The organism is Paracoccus sp. DMF-8, assembly GCF_029309835.1.
GTDB lineage: Bacteria > Pseudomonadota > Alphaproteobacteria > Rhodobacterales > Rhodobacteraceae > Paracoccus.
The window spans coordinates 343,514-359,142 of record NZ_JARJHL010000011.1; the positions used below are offsets into that span (position 1 = coordinate 343,514).

16 protein-coding genes and 3 pseudogenes are annotated in these 15,629 nt (G+C 65.8%); 10 read left to right on the forward strand and 9 right to left on the reverse strand.

Annotated features, from left to right (window positions below; genetic code table 11):
• Positions 1-10: 10 nt before the first annotated feature.
• A complete protein-coding gene (locus tag PE067_RS13260; RefSeq protein ID WP_276189944.1) occupies positions 11-970 on the forward strand; it encodes a hypothetical protein in 960 nt (319 codons plus the stop codon).
• Here the strand turns inward: PE067_RS13260 and PE067_RS13265 are convergent.
• Entirely contained in the window at positions 921-1,481 is a 561-nt protein-coding gene (locus PE067_RS13265) for a GNAT family N-acetyltransferase (protein ID WP_276189947.1), read from the reverse strand. The two genes, PE067_RS13260 and PE067_RS13265, sit on opposite strands and share 50 nt — an antisense overlap.
• 219 nt (positions 1,482-1,700) lie before the next feature.
• Here PE067_RS13265 and PE067_RS13270 point away from each other — a divergent pair, with 219 nt between their 5' ends.
• Together PE067_RS13270 and PE067_RS13275 are read left to right on the forward strand one after the other, a co-directional pair.
• Positions 1,701-2,495 (forward strand): AzlC family ABC transporter permease, encoded by a 795-nt coding sequence (locus PE067_RS13270; RefSeq protein WP_276189950.1) that lies wholly within the window; start codon positions 1,701-1,703, stop codon positions 2,493-2,495.
• Complete coding sequence (locus tag PE067_RS13275) at positions 2,488-2,811, forward strand: AzlD domain-containing protein (protein WP_276189952.1); 324 nt, start codon at positions 2,488-2,490, stop codon at positions 2,809-2,811. The genes PE067_RS13270 and PE067_RS13275 overlap by 8 nt, the downstream gene beginning before the upstream one ends.
• Positions 2,812-2,862: 51 nt before the next feature.
• Here PE067_RS13275 and PE067_RS13280 read toward each other — a convergent pair whose 3' ends face one another.
• The 4 genes and pseudogenes from PE067_RS13280 to PE067_RS13295 all read right to left on the reverse strand — a co-directional run bounded on the left by PE067_RS13280 (position 2,863) and on the right by PE067_RS13295 (position 6,476).
• The gene (locus PE067_RS13280) at positions 2,863-3,507 is read right to left on the reverse strand and encodes a hypothetical protein (RefSeq protein WP_276189954.1); all 645 of its coding nucleotides are present in this window, start codon (positions 3,505-3,507) and stop codon (positions 2,863-2,865) included.
• A gap of 42 nt (positions 3,508-3,549) precedes the next feature.
• Positions 3,550-3,702: an aa3-type cytochrome c oxidase subunit IV gene (locus tag PE067_RS13285; protein ID WP_276190048.1), complete on the reverse strand. Its 153-nt coding sequence runs from the start codon at positions 3,700-3,702 to the stop codon at positions 3,550-3,552.
• A gap of 105 nt (positions 3,703-3,807) precedes the next feature.
• Positions 3,808-4,782, reverse strand: a pseudogene (locus PE067_RS13290) (MBL fold metallo-hydrolase); the annotation flags it as partial.
• Positions 4,782-6,476: pseudogene (locus PE067_RS13295) on the reverse strand (acyl-CoA dehydrogenase). The pseudogenes PE067_RS13290 and PE067_RS13295, both read right to left, overlap by 1 nt.
• A gap of 122 nt (positions 6,477-6,598) precedes the next feature.
• On the opposite strand from PE067_RS13295, the gene PE067_RS13300 reads away from it, so the two are divergent.
• Positions 6,599-7,558 carry an L-threonylcarbamoyladenylate synthase gene (locus PE067_RS13300; RefSeq protein WP_276189957.1) on the forward strand — a complete coding sequence of 320 codons (960 nt, stop codon included), beginning with the start codon at positions 6,599-6,601 and terminating at the stop codon, positions 7,556-7,558.
• Between the two features lie 20 nt (positions 7,559-7,578).
• Here PE067_RS13300 and PE067_RS13305 read toward each other — a convergent pair whose 3' ends face one another.
• Positions 7,579-8,166, reverse strand: coding sequence for a YqgE/AlgH family protein (locus tag PE067_RS13305; RefSeq protein ID WP_276189959.1), 588 nt, complete (start codon positions 8,164-8,166; stop codon positions 7,579-7,581).
• 113 nt (positions 8,167-8,279) lie between these two features.
• Between PE067_RS13305 and PE067_RS13310 the strand changes: the two genes are divergently transcribed.
• Positions 8,280-9,212 carry a protein-disulfide reductase DsbD domain-containing protein gene (locus tag PE067_RS13310; protein ID WP_276189960.1) on the forward strand — a complete coding sequence of 311 codons (933 nt, stop codon included), beginning with the start codon at positions 8,280-8,282 and terminating at the stop codon, positions 9,210-9,212.
• A 93-nt stretch (positions 9,213-9,305) separates the two neighbouring features.
• Here the strand turns inward: PE067_RS13310 and PE067_RS13315 are convergent, their stop codons facing one another.
• Positions 9,306-10,157 (reverse strand): uracil-DNA glycosylase, encoded by an 852-nt coding sequence (locus PE067_RS13315; RefSeq protein WP_276189962.1) that lies wholly within the window; start codon positions 10,155-10,157, stop codon positions 9,306-9,308.
• Between the two features lie 44 nt (positions 10,158-10,201).
• The gene (locus tag PE067_RS13320; RefSeq protein WP_276189965.1) at positions 10,202-10,615 is read right to left on the reverse strand and encodes a hypothetical protein; all 414 of its coding nucleotides are present in this window, start codon (positions 10,613-10,615) and stop codon (positions 10,202-10,204) included.
• Positions 10,616-10,895: 280 nt separating this feature from the next.
• Here PE067_RS13320 and PE067_RS13325 point away from each other — a divergent pair, with 280 nt between their 5' ends.
• The 4 genes from PE067_RS13325 (at position 10,896) to PE067_RS13340 (ending at position 13,755) form a co-directional block, all read left to right on the forward strand.
• Positions 10,896-11,153: a hypothetical protein gene (locus PE067_RS13325; RefSeq protein WP_276189967.1), complete on the forward strand. Its 258-nt coding sequence runs from the start codon at positions 10,896-10,898 to the stop codon at positions 11,151-11,153.
• Positions 11,154-11,321: 168 nt separating this feature from the next.
• Positions 11,322-12,443, forward strand: coding sequence for a 3-isopropylmalate dehydrogenase (gene leuB, locus PE067_RS13330; protein WP_276189969.1), 1,122 nt, complete (start codon positions 11,322-11,324; stop codon positions 12,441-12,443).
• 353 nt (positions 12,444-12,796) lie between these two features.
• Positions 12,797-13,279 (forward strand): GSCFA domain-containing protein, encoded by a 483-nt coding sequence (locus tag PE067_RS13335; protein ID WP_276189971.1) that lies wholly within the window; start codon positions 12,797-12,799, stop codon positions 13,277-13,279.
• Positions 13,258-13,755: a GSCFA domain-containing protein gene (locus PE067_RS13340; protein WP_276190050.1), complete on the forward strand. Its 498-nt coding sequence runs from the start codon at positions 13,258-13,260 to the stop codon at positions 13,753-13,755. The genes PE067_RS13335 and PE067_RS13340 overlap by 22 nt, the downstream gene beginning before the upstream one ends.
• A 181-nt stretch (positions 13,756-13,936) precedes the next feature.
• Here PE067_RS13340 and PE067_RS13345 read toward each other — a convergent pair.
• Positions 13,937-14,839, reverse strand: a pseudogene (locus PE067_RS13345) (IS5 family transposase).
• Between the two features lie 71 nt (positions 14,840-14,910).
• On the opposite strand from PE067_RS13345, the gene PE067_RS13350 reads away from it, so the two are divergent.
• Positions 14,911-15,615, forward strand: coding sequence for a sulfotransferase domain-containing protein (locus PE067_RS13350; protein WP_276189973.1), 705 nt, complete (start codon positions 14,911-14,913; stop codon positions 15,613-15,615).
• Positions 15,616-15,629 lie beyond the last annotated feature (14 nt).

Here is a 15,629-nt window from a genome sequence, read left to right on the forward strand (position 1 = left end):
CGTGGGCGGCATGATGGGTTTGGGACAGGACAGGCTGGTTCGGATCGGCGCCATCGCCACCGGGGTCTGGTTGCTGGTCGTCCTGATTGCGTCGGTATTCGGCTATGAGGACGGCGGGCGCAGTCTGGCGCAAAGGCTGGTCGCGCTGGCCGGTGTGCTGATGCCGGTCGCGCTGATCTGGCTGGCCGTCTGGATCGCGCGCGCGCTGGACGAATTGCGGACCGAGGCGGCGCATCTGCGCGCCCAGTTGGCGATGGCACGGTCGGATGACGCTGCGGGCCTGCCCGCCGCGCAGCGTCCTTTGCCAGCCGCCGCGCCCTTGCCAGCCGCGCCTGCGACAGCCGCCCCCGCTACGCCAGCCGCCGCGCCTGCGCGGCCCGCCCCGGCGCCGACACGCGCTGCGCCGCGCGCCCCGGCGCCCGCCGATGGGCGGCAGGCCAGCCTTGGGCTGGACGCGCCCGCGCCCCCCGAACTGGAACCCTATGAACTGGTCGCCGCGCTGAATTTTCCCGATGGACCCGACGACCGCGTGGCGATCGCCGCGCTGCGCAAGGGGCTGGCCGATCCCGAACTGGCGCGGCTGATTCGCGCCGCGCAGGATGTGGTGACGCTGCTGGCCGGGCAGGGGGTCTATATGGACGACATGCGCGCCGAAACGCTGCATCCCGCGCTGTGGCGCCGTTTCGCCTGTGGCGCGCGCGGGACCGAGGTGGTCGATCTGTCGCTGGACGCGGACGAGGCATCCTTGCAGACCGCCGCCGGCATGCTGCGGTGGGACGAGGTGTTTCGCGATGTCGCGCATCACTTTCTGCGCCACTTCGACCGGGTGATGAGCCGCGCCGCCGAAGATTATGACGATCAGGCGCTGGCGGCCCTGTCGGATACGCGATCCGGTCGCGCCTTTACCCTGCTGGCGCAGGTCACGGGGATGGTGGGCAGCCCGGTAGAGGTCGCAGCGCAAGGCGCATGATCCGCGCCTTGCCCGAGAGCAACCTCGACCACGGCCAGCCGATGCGCGCCTGCGCGATCTGGGTGAACCCAAGCGACTGATACAGGGCCAGCGCGGCGCGATTGCGCGGTGCGACCTCGGCCCGCAGACCGGCAAAGCCGCGTGCGGCGGCCTCGGCCGTGGCGGCGCGGACCAGCGGCGGCGCGATGCCCCGGCCACGCCACGCCGGGGCGACGACGATTCCGTCGATCACCATCTCGTCACTGGCAGGGCCGGCACGATGCAGCCGGGTCGCGGCGTTCAGGATGCGCCCGGTGCCACCCGGCCAGATGGCCTGGATCTGCGCAGGCTCTGGCCCGAACAGCCCGCCCGACGCGTCCCGCAGGCCTATCACCCCGATCAGCGCGCCATCCGCCTCGGCCGAGAGGGCGCGGAAGGGATGCAGGCAGCGCAGCAGCAGCGCCTGACCGCGCGCCGCGCGCACCGGCAGGGGCAGGATCTGGCGGCCAAAGGCCCGCCAATACAGCGCCACCGCATCCTCGGCCTGTGCCGGGGCGATGCCGCGCCGGATGATTTCGGACCCGCTGCGGGGCTGATTCTGGCCAATGCGGCCGGGGGCGGCGGCGTATGGCAGGTGCTGGGGGTCAGGTTGGCGTGTCGCATGGCCCCCCTTTAACCTTTCCGGCGGTGCTTGTCTTGGTCGCGGGCTTCCGTCAGATTGGCCGCTGTCCGATCCAAACAAGTTTCCGCCATGTCTCCGATTCCACAATCCGCCCCGACGGCGAAAGCGCCGGAGGTCAGCCCGGACGTTGCCCGCGTTCTGGCCCGCAGCCCTGCGGCCTGTTTCCGTCAGGGCACTATCCAGTCGCTGCCCTTCATGCTGGTCATCCTGCCCTTTGGCCTGCTGTTCGGCGTCGTCGCGACCGAGGCCGGGCTGCACATCACCCAGACCATGGGCTTTTCGATTCTGGTGCTGGCGGGGGCGTCGCAGTTCACTGCCGTGCAACTGCTGGTCGATCAGGCGCCGACCATCGTCATCATCCTGTCGGCGCTGGCGGTGAACCTGCGCATGGCGATGTATTCGGCATCGCTGGTGCCGTGGATCGGTAGCGCCAGCCCACGTGCGCGGGGTGTTGTCGCCTATCTGCTGATCGACCAGACCTATGCGCTGTCGATCCGTGAATATGAGAAATATCCGGATCTGACGGTCCGCCAGCGGCTGGCCTATTTCTTTGGTACCTGCCTGACCTGCTGCCTGCCGTGGTCGATTGCCACCTATCTGGGCGCGACCATCGGCAGCGCGATCCCCGAAAGCTGGGCGCTGGATTTCGTCATCCCGATCACCTTTCTGGCGATGATCGCGCCGATTTTGCGGACGGCGGCGCATATGGCGGCGGCGCTGGTTGCGATTGTCGCGGCACTGGGCTTTTCCTTCATGCCCTCGGGCACCGGGATGCTGATTGCCGCGCCTTTGGGCATGGCGACGGGCGCGCTGTTCGAAACCTGGATGGCGCGGCAAAAGGCGAAGGGGGCAGGCCATGTCTGATCTGAAGATCTGGTTCGTCATCGTGGTGCTGGGCATCGGCACCTATCTGCTGCGCTGGTCCTTTCTGGGCGCCATCGGCAACCGCCCGATCCCGGTCTGGGCGGAACGGATGCTGCGCTATACCGCCGTCGCGGTCCTGCCCGCGCTGGTCGCGCCGCTGGTCGTCTGGCCCGCCGCGACCGAAGGTCAGCCCGATCCCGCCCGACTGACCGCCGCCGCCGCGACGATCCTGGTCGGGCTGTTCACGCGCAACACGCTGGCCGCCATCCTTGGCGGGGGCGGGACGCTGTTTGCGATGCTCTATCTGCTGGGATGACAAAACGGGGCGCAACGGCCCCTCTTTCCATCCCGTCAGCGGTCCACCAGCTTACTGCGTATGCAGCTGCCCGTCAGTCCCGTAACCCCGGATCTCGCCGCTTTTCTGGCGCAGCAGGACGTTGTGGTTATTCGCCGGATCGCCATCCATATGACGTTTCGAGGTGACGCCGGGCAGGGTCAGGAACCATCGCCGCAGCTTCACCGGGTTGAAGCCCGTCGGCGCGGCTTCGAACCCCGGCACGCGACGCAGCACCTGACCGGTCGAGACCGCGCAAAAGCTTTTGTTGGTCGGGCCCCGCTGTTCGGCGGCACGGATCGCCGCCTCTGCCACCTGCGGGGAAACAAGGATCGTATCCTCGGCCACCCAATAGGTTTCGCGGGCGTGGTAGTCGATGTAGAAATTCTTGAAATTCGGGGTGATGCCATACAGCACGTCATGGCGTTCCGGGATCGAGGGATGTTCCCACGACCCCGCCGGGTCAAAGATCACCCGCTGGCTGCCATTGATCATCAGCGCCGAATGGCCGCCTTCGCCGCGCGGAATGCCGATCACGGTCAGCAGCGTGATGGACGGCGGTTCGTTCGAGACATAGCGCGCGCGGCGCAGGGAATCGTCACTGGCCCATTTGTTGTCTGCACCGCAGGCCGCAAGCACGGCCGGCACGGTCAGCGCCAGAAAGCTACGCCGTTGCATCTGTCAGGAAGCTCCGTCCGGGTTTCGGGAAATCTTGGCCGGTCAGCCGTTTGCCAGCGCCATGAAAATCAGCACGCAGATCGACAGGATCACGACCCATTGCGCCGTTTTCAGAAAGCCGGTGAAAGTTTTTTGCTGTTCGCGGACATCCATCTCGCCGACGACGTGGTGCTTGACTTCGTGATGCGTGGCCATGTTCCAACCCTGATCGCTTGAATATTCGGCAAAGGGATAGCGCAATGCGCAGGCTCTGTCACGCCCCCAAAGGGTGGCCCCGTCCTTATTCGTGCCGACGGCACGCAGCTGACCCGTTGCGGCAAGGTGGTTGATATGGCCGACCGCCTCGACCAGCGCCAGACCATAGGTGTCGGCGTCGATGCGGCGGCGATACAGGATGTCGAAACAGCCCGCGGCGGTGCGCGGCGATCTGCGCAGGGCCTCGACAATACGGGCCAGCGCGGTTTCGTGGTTTTCGATCAGCGCGCGCAGGCGGTGGGGCAGGCCGGTAAAGACCATGCCGTGACCGGGCAGGACAAGCTGGTCGGGCCGGGCATGGGGCAGCAACCTGCGGCAGCTTTCCATCCAGTCGCCGACCGTATCGGCCAGGGGTTCGGTCGGATAGACGCCCAGATTGGGGGAAATCGACGGCAAAAGCTGGTCCCCGCCGATCACCAGATCATCCGTTTCGGACCATAGCGTGACATGTTCGGGCGCATGGCCATTGCCCATCCGGACCCGCCAGTCGCGCCCGCCGGCGCGCAGCAGGTCGCCTTCGGCCAGACGGGTAAAGCCGGGGGCAGGGGGTGGCGGACATCGGCGGTGTTATAGGGCCGTTCCTGCGCGCGCTGTTGCAGCAGGTCAGGCTCCATCCCGGCGCGGCGCCAGAACGCCAGCGCCTGCGGGGTCGGGCGGTCCTGCACATCCAGGATCTGCATGCGCGCCATCAGCCATGCGGTGCGGCTGGTCCACAGATCGGCGCCCCGGTCGATGAACCAGCCTGCAAGGCCGATATGGTCGCCGTGGTGATGCGTCGCAATGACGCGCCCGACCGGGCGCCCGGCCAGCGGGCCGTCCAGCAAGACCTGCCAGTGCCGCGCGGCTGGTGCGCGAATCGAAACCGGTGTCGATCACCGTCCGGCCTTCGCCTTCGTCCAGCACATAGACATTGACGTGGTTCAGGCGCATCGGCAGCGGCATCCGGGCCCACAGGATGCCCGGCGCGATTTCGACCGTCTGGCCGGGCGCGGGTGGCGCCTCGGCGGCGAAGCGCAGCATCAGTGCGCCAGCCCCGCCAGCGTGTCGTCGCTGACCAGCCGCAGATCGGCCAGCCCCGCCCGCGCCTCGACCAGATCCGAGGCATAGCGGGGCAGCAGGCGGGTGACGAAAATCCGCGCCAGAGCAATGCGCTGTTCGTCGCCGGTATTCGCAGCGCGCAGGTGGAAATGCGCGCCCAGAACCCGGGCAAAGGCCGACAGATAGGGCACGGCACCGCTGAAGCGGTCGTCCATTCCCGCGTCCAGCATCTCCTGCGTGGCTTCGCGCAGGGTTTCGGCGGCCTGCCAGACCTGATTGGCCAGATCGGGCAGCTTGTCCTGCGCGGCCTTGGCGCCGTCCAGAATTTCATCCAGCAAGGCCATGGCGGCGGCACCGTCATCCGACAGCTTGCGCCCGACCAGATCCATCGCCTGAATGCCGTTGGTGCCTTCGTAGATGGGCGTGATGCGGACATCGCGGAAATACTGGGCGGCGCCGGTTTCCTCGATATAGCCCATGCCGCCATGGACCTGAACGGCGGTATCGGACACGCGCACGCCGACATCTGTGCCATAAAGCCTTGGCGATCGGCGTCAGAAAGGCCCCGCGCGCGGCCCATTCCCGCGCTGCCCGTGCCGCGCGCCATGTCCAAGGCCACGCCGCAGGCCGGACAGATCGCGCGGGCGGCAAAGATTTCAGCGCGCGCGGTGGCCAGCATCCGGCGCACATCAGGATGGGCGATGATCGCGCCCATCTGCTTGCGCTCGGCGGCATATTCGACGGCCTGTTGCAGCGCGGCCTCGGCCACGCCGACGCCCTGCGCGCCGACGCCAAGCCGCGCGCTGTTCATCATCGTGAACATCGCCGCCATGCCCTTGTGTTCCTGACCGACCAGCCAGCCGGTCGCGCCCTCAAAGCTCATGACGCAGGTCGGGCTGCCGTGGATGCCCAGCTTGTGTTCCAGACTGACGACGCGCAGGCTGTTCGCGACGCCCGGATTGCCGTTTTCGTCGGGGATCAGTTTCGGGACCATGAACAGGCTGATGCCGCGCGTGCCGGCACCGCCGTCGGGCAGCCGCGCCAGCACCAGATGGCAGACGTTTTGCGTCACATCGCTGTCGCCCCAGGTGATAAAGATCTTTTGCCCGGTGATGCGATAGGTGCCGTCATCGGCGCGTTCGGCCCTGGTGGTCAGCGCGCCGACGTCCGAACCGGCCTGCGGTTCGGTCAGGTTCATCGTCCCCGACCATTCGCCCGAATTCAGTTTGGGCAGATACAGCGATTTGATGTCGTCGCTGGCGTGATGTTCCAGCGCGTCGATCTGACCCTGCGTCAACAGCGAATTCAATTGCAGCGCCAGACAGGCGCCCGACAGCATTTCATTGACCGCGACGCCAAGCGATTGCGGCAGGCCCATGCCGCCGTGTTCCGGGTCGGCGGACAGGCCGATCCAGCCCCCTTCGGCCATCGCCTGAAAGCCTGCGCATAGCCCGGAGACGACCGCAGCACCCCGTTTTCCAGCCGCGCCGGATGCAGGTCGCCCGCGCGGTTCAGGGGGCGTAAACATCGATGCGATGCGCGCCCGCCTCGGTCAGGACGGCCAGTGCCATATCGGCGGAACTGTCGGAAAAAGCGTCATTTCCCGATAACTCATCATAGCCGACGATGTCGGTCAGGATGAAGTTCATCTGAGCTATCGGGGCACGATATGACATGCAAGTCTCTTCCCTTGATGGCGAATTTAGGCTTTTACCAAACGAAACGATGACGACCCGTTCAATTTAGCCCGATACCGACTTCCAGCAACATCTACCCGACGTCAATTCAGGAAACCCAGATGGTCACGACTCTCATCCTTAAGGCTGATGACCGCGGTATCAAGGCGGCATGTGACTTGCTGGCGGAAGGTGCCTGTGTCGCGCTGCCGACCGAAACCGTCTATGGCCTTGCCGCCGATGCCACGAACGGCAAGGCGGTGGCGGGGATCTATGCGGCCAAGGGGCGGCCTGCCTTCAACCCGCTGATCGTGCATCTGCCCGATGCCGAAAGCGTCCTGGGGATTGCCGAAATGGGGCCGCAGGCGCGGCTGCTGGCGGCGCGTTTCTGGCCGGGCGCGCTGACGATGGTGCTGCCTTTGCGGGCGGATGCCGGGATTGCGTCGCTGGTGACGGCGGGCTTGCCGACGATCGGCGTGCGGGTGCCCGCCCATCCCGTCGCGCGGCGGTTGCTGCGCGCCTTTGGCCGCCCGCTGGCCGCGCCTTCGGCGAACCCCTCGGGGCGGATCAGCCCGACCAGCGCGGCCCATGTCGCCGATCCCGACACCGGGCTGGGCGGGCGGATCGCGGCGGTGCTGGATGGCGGCGATTGCCCGGTCGGCGTCGGATCGACGATCATCGGCTGGTCCGATGACGGCCGCCCCGCGCTGCTGCGCCACGGCGGCATCCCGGCAGAGGATATCGAAACCCTGCTGGGCACCACGCTGCTGCGGCCGGAATCGGATCAGACGGCGCCCAGCTCTCCGGGTCAGTTGTCCAGCCATTACGCGCCGCGTGTGGCGCTGCGGCTGAATGCGGATCGGGCGGGGCCGTGCGAAACGCTGATCGGCTTCGGACCTGTTGCCGCGCCCCTGTCCCTGTCGGAACGCGGCGATCTGGCCGAGGCGGCGGCGCGGCTGTTCGACATCCTGCACCGTGCCGATGCGCTTGGCCTGCCGATTGCGGTCGCCCCGGTGCCCGATCACGGTCTGGGCGCGGCGATCAACGACCGCCTGCGCCGGGCCGCCGCGCCGCGTGGCTGAGCGTCAGGCGTGACGGAACTTCAGGCGTGACCCGCTGACGGCGACAGCAGCAAGGGGTCGATCCCCATGTCGCGCAGCGCCAGCATCCATTTCGCGTCATTGTCGGTGCCAAAGACGATCTCGTCCCCGCGTTCCGACGTCAGCCAGCCGTTCTGCAGAATCTCGTTATCCAACTGCCCCGGCCCCCAACCAGCATAGCCAAGCGCCAGAACCGCCGGTTCGGGGCCAAGGCCCGCCGCGAAATCTTCCAGAATGTTGCGGGTCGTGGTCATCACCAGATCGTCGTCGATGCGGACCGTGCCTTCGGGATCGGCGTGATCGGGATCGTCGCCCACAGCTTCGGCGCGGTGCAGGACAAAGCCGCGACCAGGTTCGACCGGCCCGCCAAAGCGCACGGGAATGTCGCGGGTGGCATGGCCCGGACCGATGCCCAACTGTTCCAGCAGTTGCGGAAACCGCACATCGGGCAGGGCGCGGTTCACCACCAGCCCCATCGCGCCGTCATCGGAATGGGCGCAGATCAGGATGACCGTGCGTTCAAAGCGCGGATCAAGCATGCCGGGCATGGCGATCAGCAATTTGCCTGTCAGATTGCTTGATGTGTCCATCCGGGTTCTCTCCTGTGCGTTCCGTCCCAAGATCGGGGCTTGGGGCGCGATCCGCAAGGGATTGGCGAAGTTGTGACTTACCCTGTGGCCAATGCGCGGCTATCTGTCTGGCTATGAAAGCGATTGCCCTTTTCCTGATCGGCTCTTTGAGCTTTGGCGCGGCTGCGATGGCACAGGCGCTGTTCGAACCGCCTGCTGGCGGCATGTCGGGCGGCGCCTCGGCCGGGGCAGAGACCCGCGCAGAGGCCGGCGGCGGCGATGGGCTGGCCGTCTGGCGGCGGGCCTTTGACGCACCGGCCGAGCCGGGGCTGATCTCTGCGCGGCTGCTGCCGGGATGGGAACTGACCAATGGCAATCGCATGGTGGCGCTGGAATTGCGTTTGCAACCGGGCTGGAAAACCTATTGGCGCAGCCCCGGCGATACCGGCGTGCCGCCCGAATTCGACTGGACCGGATCGGATAATCTGGGCACCGTCGCGGTGCATTGGCCGCGTCCCGAAATGATCGAATCCGGTGGCGAAATCACCTTGGGTTATCACGAATTGCTGGTGCTGCCGATCGAGGTGACCCCCGCCGACCCCGATGCGCCCCTGACCCTGCGCGGCAGCGTCGATTTCGGCCTGTGTCTGGATATCTGCGTCCCCGGCCATGCCACGCTGGAGGCAGGCACCGCGCAACCCGATCCCGATCCGCGCATTCAGGCGGCGCTGGACCGCGTGCCCGACCCCTCGGACCTGCCCCTGACCTGCCGGATCGAGGAAATCCCGGACGGGATGCGGGTTTCCGCGACGGTCGATCAGCCGCAGGAACGGACGGGCGAAACGGCGGTGGCGATGGAACTGGACGATGCGAATGTCTGGGTGTCGCAGCCCGAAACGCGGCGCGACGGCGGCCATCTGACCGCCGCATCCGATTTCATCGACGAGACGGGCAAGCCCTTTGCGCTGGACCCCGACCGCCTGCGCATCACGCTGATTTCCGGCGATGACGCGCAGGAAATCACCGGCTGCGACAGCGTCAGCCAAGGCGCCGCCAAGAATTTCTAAGCCCGCGTCGGCAGGGGGGATCTGTTTCCCCCGGATCATCCCGGCGGATATCCACGCCTTTTGGCCTGTTTCACCGCAGGTCTGGACCGCCCGTCACGGGTCGATCCGCGCCGACAGCGACAGCAGATCGGCCCATGCCTCGCGCTTGGCCGCAGGAGTGCGCAGCAGATAGGACGGGTGCGTCATCGGCAGGGCGGGGCGGCCGAAGGCGGTGGTCCAGTTGCCGCGCAGGCGCAGGATGCCCTGTCGGATCACCTGCGGATCCAGCGCCGCCTGACAGGGGGTGTTGCCCATCAGCACGATGACCTCGGGGTCGACCAGATCGACGTGACGGGCCAGAAAGGGCAGCATCACGGCGACCTCGCCGGGTTCGGGGCGGCGGTTGCCGGGGGGGCGCCATGTCAGGACATTGGCGATATACAGCGCGCGTTCGGCATCGACGGCATCGCGGGCCAAATGGATCGCCGCGAACATCCGGTCCAGAAGCTGCCCGGCGCGCCCGACAAAGGGCAGGCCGCGCAGGTCCTCTTCCTCGCCCGGGGCTTCGCCGATGACCATGACGCGGGCCTTGGGGTTGCCATCGGCGAAACAGAAATTCCGGGCGCCCTTGCGCAATTCGATGCCGTCGAAACCGCGCTGCGCCTCGGCCAGTTCTTCCAGCGTGGTGGCGGCGGCGGCAAGGCGGGTCGCGATGGTGACCTGTTCGGCCAGCGCATCCGCCGCGGCTGCGGCAGGCGTCGGCGGGCGGGGGGCGGATTGCGGCGCGGCGGTGGCGATGGGCGCACGGGCGGCGCTGCGTTCGGCCTCGGCCGCCCGGGCCTCGTCATAGCGGTCGATGGGTTCGTCAAGGCATGGCTCATCCGCGCCCAGCTCTGCCTGCCATTGCAGCAAAGCCAGCGCGGTTTCCGCGTCCAGCGCAGATCCCCGGTAACTCAGATCGCTCATGCGCGAAAGCTAGGGCCAAGCGGCGCGCGCGGCAAGCGGCGGCGCTATTGCGGCTGGTTGACCGGGGTCGTGCCGCCGCCCATGCCGATCAGCCGCTGGATCAGCGGCTGCGCGGTCGGGCCGACGCGGTCGCAGGCGGCCGGGTCGTCCAGCAGCTTGAAGGCGGGGCCGTAATAGCTGCGGTCATAGGCCGTCGGGTCCATGCCCAGCCTTGCGGCCAGCCGGTCGCCGGTGCCGGTGATCAGCGCCCATTCCCCGTTCGAGATTTCATAACCCGGACAGTTCGAGGTGATGACATTGACATTGGCCAGTTCGGCGATCAGGGCCTTGGCCTCGGCATCCGACAATCGGGACACATCGGGCAGGCTGACCGTGATGCCGCCATCGGCCCAAACCGGCGCTGCCCAAACTGGCGCTGCGATGAAAATCCCGGCCAGGGCGGCTTTCCAGAATCGCATCATATCCCCTTCAGTCGTCGCATTCTGCGGCCATCCCGCCCGATCCCGGCCCAAGTCGCAACCCAATTCGACGTGAGCCAGGTGTCAGCCCGGGGCGGTGCAGGGCCGTCGGATGGCCGCCCTGCGCCGTCCCGCCATCGGTCACACAGGCTGACGCAACGGCAGATTTTCCTTTTGCCTGAAATGCCTGACGGCCGGGGCGGTCGGCTATTGATCCCGTCCGGCAGGGCTGCCACGCTTTGCGCGGCCATATCCGGCCGTTCACATGAAGGAGATATTCATGCGTGAAATCTTTATCGGCACGATGGAAAAATGCGTCAATGCGCTGGTCGTTCTGGCCGCCATCGGGATCGTCATCGCCGCGCTGGTCGTGATGTTCAGCGGGGCCTCGGGCGGTGGCTTCCTGCAGGGGCTTGGCGTCCTGGTGTTCGGCGCCCTGTATCTGCTGCTGATCTTTGGCGGGATCTATCTGGCGCTTGGCATCTATGACAACACCCGCCGCACCGCCATCGCGACCGAAGAACTGGCCCGCCGCTGATCGCGGCCTTGCCGGACCAGCCAGCACCCCGCCAGCCGTCCCGGTCCGGCCCATTCCGCCATGCGCGATCCGGGCCGTCCTGTCCGGGCCGTCTTGACGATTCCGGGCCCCGGCTATAGGCGAAATGCCAGCATTCCCCTACGCAATCCCTGCAAAAGGACGATCCCGATGACCACCTATTCCTTGCTCATCCTGCCCGGCGACGGCATCGGTCCCGAAGTCATGGCCGAAGTGCGCAAGGTCATTTCGTGGTTCGAAACCAGCCGCGGCCTGAAATTCGACGTCAGCGAGGATCTGGTCGGCGGCGCCGCCTATGACGTCCACGGCAAGCCCCTGTCCGATGCGACGATGGCAAAGGCGCAATCGGTCGATGCGGTCCTGCTGGGCGCGGTCGGCGGGCCGAAATACGACAATCTGGATTTCAGCGTGAAACCCGAACGCGGCCTCTTGCGCCTGCGCAAGGAAATGGACCTGTTCGCGAACCTGCGCCCCGCGCAATGCTTTGACGCGCTGGCCGATTTTTCGTCGCTGAAACCCGAAGTCGTGGCCGGTCTGGATATCCTGATCGTGCGCGAACTGACCAGCGGCATCTATTTCGGCCAGCCGCGCGGCATTCAGGACGACAACGATCCCGCGAACGAAGGCGGTCGCGTCGGCATCAACACGCAGCGCTACACCTCGGGCGAAATCCGCCGGGTCGCGCGTTCGGCGTTCGAACTGGCCCGCAAGCGCGGCAACCGTGTCTGTTCGATGGAAAAGGCCAATGTCATGGAATCCGGCATTCTGTGGCGCGAAGAGGTCGAATGGGTCCACAAGAACGAATTCTCCGATGTCGAGCTGTCGCATATGTATGCCGACAACGGTGCGATGCAGCTGGTCCGCAACCCGCGCCAGTTCGACGTGATCGTGACCGATAACCTGTTTGGCGATATCCTGTCGGATGCGGCGGCGATGCTGACCGGCTCGCTTGGCATGCTGCCCTCGGCCAGCCTTGGCGCGCCGATGGAAAACGGCCGCCCCAAGGCGATGTATGAGCCGGTCCACGGCTCCGCCCCCGATATCGCGGGGCAGGGCAAGGCCAACCCGATCGCCTGCATCCTGTCGTTCGCCATGGCGCTGCGCTATTCCTATGACGAAGGCGCCAATGCCGACCTGCTTGAAAAGGCGGTGGAAAAGGTGCTGGCCGATGGCGTGCGCACCGGCGATCTGCTGGGGCCGCAAGGGGGCACTGCCGTTTCGACCGCTGAAATGGGCGACAAGATCGTTCAGGCGCTTGGCGCGCTGGCCTGAACCCGTGGCCTGATCCGGCAACCCGCGCGTCTGCGCCGGTTGCCGGTCCTGCATGCGATCCATGATGACCGCCGGGCGAAAGCTCATCCGCCCGTTCCCCTGATGGCTGACGCCGCCCCGGCTGGCCGGGTCCCGGCACGCTTGTCGGATCCCTGCCGGTCATCGGTTCGGGCCGGGCATCCTGCCGCGTGAAAGGCAGGATCGCGCGCCCATGACGCAGGAATGGGCAAAGAACCGTCATCGCGTCGCCGGCCGCCTTGCTCATCGGGCTTGCGCACAGGTAAGATGGCGACCGGGCAGACCGCCTTTCGATTGCAGGGCCATCCGGCCGAAAAGACATTGGGTGGACCGAAATGAACATACCCGCCTTGGGGGCATTTCAGCGCGCATTGAAGTCCCGTGGCACCTCGCGCTTTCCGAACAAGGCCGATTCCCGGGATCAGGACGGGTTGCTGTTTCCTTCGGTCACGCCGTCCTTTCATCTGGTGCCGGGGCAGCGGATCTTTACCATCGGTTCCTGTTTCGCCCGCAATGTCGAAGATTTCCTGACCGATTTCGATGTCCCGACCCGGCGCTTTTCCGTGCAGAAAAGCGAATGGGCCAGCCGTCCCAACGGGCTGCTGAACGAATATAACGCGGGCACGATTGCGCAGCGCATGATCTGGGCCGTCGAAGGCCGGCCCACCGCAGACATGCCCGGCACCCTGATCGGACCCGAAGACGACACGCTGGACCTGCTGCTGCCGACCGCGCCCGGCGTACGCGCGCGCGTGCGCTGGCACGGCGCAAGGAAATCGACGCGGTTTATGCCGAACTGCCGGGCAGCCGGGTGGTGACGATCACCCTTGGCCTGACCGAATGCTGGTATGACAACGAAACCCGGACATTCCTGAACCGGATGCCGCCCGCTGCGGTGTTGCGCGGCAGCGGGGGCGGGCGCTATCGTTTCCGCAACCTGGAATTTGGCGAATGCGTCAGGCAGCTGGAATCCGCGATGCAGGCGGTGCTGTCGGACGATGACCGCCATATCATCCTGACCGTGTCGCCCGTGCCGCTGCAAACCACCTTTACCGGGCAGGATTGCGTGACCGCCAACATGCGTTCCAAGGCGGTGCTGCGGGCGGTGGCCGACCGGCTTTGCACGGTTTTCGCGGGTCGTGTCGATTATTTCCCCAGCTATGAAATCGCCATGTCGGGCGGCTTGCAGGCCTTTTGCGATGACAATGTCCATGCCCGCGTGCCGGTGGTGAAGCGCATCGTTGACCATCTGTTCGCGACCTATCTGCCGGTGGCGGAAAGCGTTGCCGAATAGTCAGGGCGCGTGGCCCCGTGCGGCGTGATCGTTGCCGCAAACCGGCGAAGAACGGGGATCGGGCGTGACAGGGCTGTTGCAATTCCGGCTTTCGCGTTAGAGGTGGCCACGCTTGCCCGGAGCAAACCCTTCTATCAGCCAAAAGGCACGAGATTTGCCCTAGGGTCAGGACTCGTTCTGGTCACAGCCAGAACAAGACCGTTGCGGCGAGCATGATGGCTGAGAAGAAGGTTTCCGGGCACCGGTCGTATCGGGTGGCGACATATGAGGAGGATCAGAAAACAGTCCAGTGGACTGTTTTCCCGACGATTGGCCAATCCTTCAACCGCCCAAACATGATCTCGATGCGGTTGCGCCGTTTGTCATATTTGACGGCCTTCTTACGGGCCTTCCGGCCGGGGATGCAGGCCTTTATCCCCTTGTCTTTCAACGCTTCTCTGAACCAGTCGGCGTCATAGCCTCTATCGGCCAGCAGCCATCCCGCCTTCGGTAGGCTCCCCAGAAGCGCCGCCGCGCCGGTGTAATCGCTGACCTGACCCGCCGACATGAAGAACCCGATCGGCCGCCCCTTGGCGTCGGAAACAGCGTGCAGTCTGGTGTTCCGTTCTTCGGGGAAGCTGTCCCCCGGACAGTTTCCTGATCCTTCGAACCCTTTGGTTCGCCCGATCTGGCGCGCACGCCCCCCTTTTTGACCCGCAGGCTCGACGCCGTGCGGTGCGCCTTGAGGTACTTGCGCAGGCTCTCTCGAACGCATGGCGTTCGCCTGCTCACATCGATCATGATGGACTTGTGTGGCGCGCTCGGCGGCCAGGCCCACCATGATCCTGGCGAAGACCCCGCGTTCGTGGCCTCTCTCGGACCAGTGGCGTTCAGCCACTCACCTCCAACGCTTCCACCTGTTGCAGAGGGTCTTGGCCAGGCCATATTCCTGCGGCGCATCACGCCAGCGCAAGCCATTGCGATTGATGAATATTATGCCGCTCAGGACGCGGCGGTCATCGACGCGGGCCTTGCCATGGCTCTTCGGAAAGAAAGGCTTGATGCCTTCCATCTGGGCGTCCGAAAGCCAGTAAAGGTTGCTCATTGTGCAGTCTCCTTGCAGAGCCTGAATCATGCCAAAGGTCTGAAATCAATGGGGCCTGAGCCTATGGCACGGTGCGGATTCTCAGCGACCATGTGCGGATGCGCAAGGCCAAGCAATTCGTCGAAAAGGAAACCGAATCCAACTGCCCGATCTATCGCTATCGGTATCTGCTGCAATGGGCGGCGAACTATCTGCGCCCGGTCAATACGCCGGGCTGGTATCAGGACATGTTCACCGGCATCCGTGAAGATCAGTGGGCGGCCGATTTTTCGAACCTGACCTGCACGATCCACGCCGAAGGCTCGCAGCAGGTCGCCAGTCTGACCGATGAGCTGCGCGTCACCTATTGTTTCCGCGATCCGATCGCGCGCGCCTTCAGCCATGCGAAATTCCACCAGCGTTTCGCCGGGCGCAGCAGCGATCTGGGCGCGCTTGGCACCGATGAGTTGCGCGCGCTGCTGCTGTCGCCGAATATCCTGCCGCAATCGCAGACCGAAACCCATGTCGAAACGCTGGTTTCCGCCCTGGGCGAGGAACGCGTCCGCCTGATCCAGTGCGAAGACATGTGGACCGACCCGGAAATGACCACCGAAAACATCTGCACCTTTCTGGGCATTCCGCCGCTGGAAGGCGATATCCCGCTGGAGCCGGTGAACGTCGGTCCCGAGGCGTCGATGACACCGGAACTGGAAGCCGTGTTCCGCGATGTCTTTGGCCCCTTTGCCGAAGCGAACGCCCGCATCCGCGAAAAATACGCGCATCTGATGATTTCCTGACCACAGGACAGGCA